This is a genomic window from Bacteroidota bacterium, assembly GCA_018831055.1.
Classification (GTDB): domain Bacteria; phylum Bacteroidota; class Bacteroidia; order Bacteroidales; family B18-G4; genus M55B132.
In genome coordinates this window covers 1-2,827 of the sequence record JAHJRE010000113.1, presented here as the reverse complement: position 1 = coordinate 2,827, position 2,827 = coordinate 1, and the positions used below count along the sequence as shown (strand labels likewise).

Here is a 2,827-nt window from a genome sequence, read left to right as displayed (position 1 = left end):
CAAGCATGTTATCGTCGCCAATCTGCTCGGTAAAGTTGCTGTTGGCAAATCCGCTCTGGCTTACTTCTGCATTGTTGAACCAACCGTCCTGATAAAGCTCATTGGAGTTAGCTTCTCCGCTCTGTGTAACGTAAAGGCTGTTGCCAACACCGTATTGTCCGGTATAGCTGTAGTTGTTGTTTCCATCCTGTGCAACTACTGTAGAGTTACCTTCACCGAACTGATCAACCATAATTGTGTTACCGTTTCCGGACTGTGTTTCAATGGCGGTGTTGCCGAAACCGATCACCCATGCATCGGCGTAGTTATAGCTGCCTGTGATGAGTTGCTCGACGCTGTTGAAACCACCGTCCATATCGATCCAGGATTCGTTTCCGTCACCGTACATGGAAATGGATGCATAGTTGTCAAAACCATATTGATAAACATCGGCGATATTGTAATTTCCGTTCATGTTTATATAAAGGTAGTTTGCGTAACCGCCCTGCTCGGCGTAGATGCTGTTTTCGTCACCGTTAACGATGAATTCTGCGTAGTTGTCTTCTCCGTCCTGGGTAAGCATTGACCAGTTTCCGTTTCCGTCAAATACCTGGTAGGTCTCATTGGACTCACCATATTGATATACGGTGGAGTAGTTGTCGTCACCAAACTGATACTGGGTAGAATAGTTAAAATTTCCTGAAGCTTCTACAAAAGCGGTGTTGAAGTTTCCCCACTGTTCTGTGAATGCATTGTTTTCGTTTCCTGTAAAAAGGTGTTCAGCCTCGTTGGCTACCTGAGCAAAAGATACGGTTGTGAAGAGGCTGGCTGCGATAATGATAACTGACTTTTTCATGATTTTAAATTTTTAGCGTTTTTGTTTAAGTTTATTAGTTGTTCTTTTTTGCGTTAAAATTTTTGCGTTGCGTACAAGGCAAAGTAACGGCGGAAAAGGGGGGGTCGTCAACGGGTGTATTTACCCGTTTCGACTGATTTTCAGGAGAAAATGAGGGTAGGGAAAATGCGTAAAAGAGGAGAAAAGTGTGGGAAAATACGAAGGGGAAAATCTGGTAAGGAATGATGTAGGATGCCGGGAATGGCCTGATTGACGCTGTTTTGAAGGGTTATTATTACTTTGGGATCCCCGGCAGATAATTCCTGACGAATTGCCAGAGATTGCATACCGTAACATTTTCTTTTAATATATAAGGTTCCGGTGTATCGGGGACAATTATAAAATTATTCTCCGATTGCAAATCCTGAATAGCCGTCGTTAGACTTCTGGTTGTTTTTGGGGCATCCGTGAATTTAACCTCAACACAGGCTAATATTTCCATACCCCTGGATAAAACAAGATCGCATTCGGCTCCTTCTGCCGTTCTGTAAAATGAAAACGAAATTCCGGGCCTTGATGCATTAATAATCTGCTCAATGACAAAACCTTCCCAGGAATAACCGAGTACCGGGTGCCCCAGGATTTTATTGTAACTCTGAATACCAAATAAGTGATGCAAAATTCCGCTGTCTCTGAGATATGTCTTTGGAGATTTGACAAGCCGCTTTCTAATATTCAGATGCCATGGCTGTAAAAGCCTTATAATAAAAGCATTTTCAAAAAAATCAATATACCTTGATATGGTCGGACTGCTGATACCCAATGACTTTGAATAGTTGGCAAGGTTGAGAAGCATCCCCTGGTTATATGCCAGCATCTGTAATAGTCTTCTCAGAAGAGAAGTATCTGTCTTTAGTCCTAACAAGGGTAAATCGCGTTCAAAATATGTGAGAAGGAAGGAATGGTGCCACTCTGAAATGAATTCTTGATCATTCATTAAAAAGGGTTCAGGAAATCCTCCTTTGATCCATAGCTCATTGGTTTTTTGAATTTCATTAACTTCATTAACCAGGAGGCCTGACAATTCTGTGTAAACTATCCGGCCTGCAAGTGTTTCAGAACTTTGTTTAAGCAATTCGGGGCTTGCTGAACCTAAAATGATGAACCTTCCTGGCACTCTGTGCTGATCTATCACAGCCCTAATTACCGGGAATAATTCCGGTATACGTTGAATTTCATCGAGAATAATGCATTTATCTGGGTTGTTTTGAAAAAATACCTGGGGATTGCTTAAAATATTTGCATCCAAAGGAAGTTCCAGGTCAAGATAAATGGTTTCTTTAGCGATAGATGAAATAAGGCTTTTGGCTAGTGTTGTTTTTCCAATTTGCCTGGGTCCGACAATGGCAACAGCAGGAAAATGTTCCAGTAATTTTAGAATCCGGGATTGTAAACTGCGCTCAATCATTATATAAATTATCCCTGCAAATATAAAATGTTATTTTAGAATTGCAGGGATAAATTTTGTAAACTAATCTCGTAAAGATGTATTTTTTAATCTCAGGTACGCACCGGGCGTATAGCAAATTAATGCATTAGTTGGGTTTTTTGGTTAAAATGTGAATGTGCGGGTTGGATAAAAACAAATAAAGAGGCTGCCTGGGTCAGGGCAGCCTCAACAGAATACTTGGTACTGATTTACTAACTTAGATTACTTAGTGCTGTATAATTCCTGAAGTGTTACCGTTTCCGAAGATGGTTGCTTTAGCGCTGTTGAAAGCTCCCTGCTGGGTAACGTTGCTGAGGTTCATGTCGCCGGCGATGTAGATACCGTTGGAGAAGAATCCGTCACCGACTGTGTTGCCGAGACCGTCCTGATCCACGTTCACGTTGTTAAGATCGCTGCCGGTTTCGAGGTAAACATTGGTGATGTTGCCTTCGCCGTACTGGTAAGCGTTGATGTTGTTTTCATCACCGCCGGCTACAACTGCGTTTACAAAGTTGTAGTCGCCT

The 2,827-nt window shown here is 41.9% G+C and carries 3 protein-coding genes; all 3 read right to left on the bottom strand.

The genetic code is table 11. The annotated features are described in order from the left end of the window. Positions 1 to 835: hypothetical protein (locus KKA81_07185; protein MBU2650700.1), on the bottom strand; the 835-nt coding region annotated here is incomplete at its 3' end. Between the two features lie 274 nt (positions 836 to 1,109). Continuing rightward, positions 1,110 to 2,282, bottom strand: a complete 1,173-nt coding sequence (locus tag KKA81_07180; GenBank protein MBU2650699.1) for an ATP-binding protein — start codon at positions 2,280 to 2,282, stop codon at positions 1,110 to 1,112. A 247-nt stretch (positions 2,283 to 2,529) separates the two neighbouring features. Next, positions 2,530 to 2,827 (bottom strand): hypothetical protein (locus KKA81_07175; protein ID MBU2650698.1); only part of this gene is annotated, 298 nt, incomplete at its 5' end.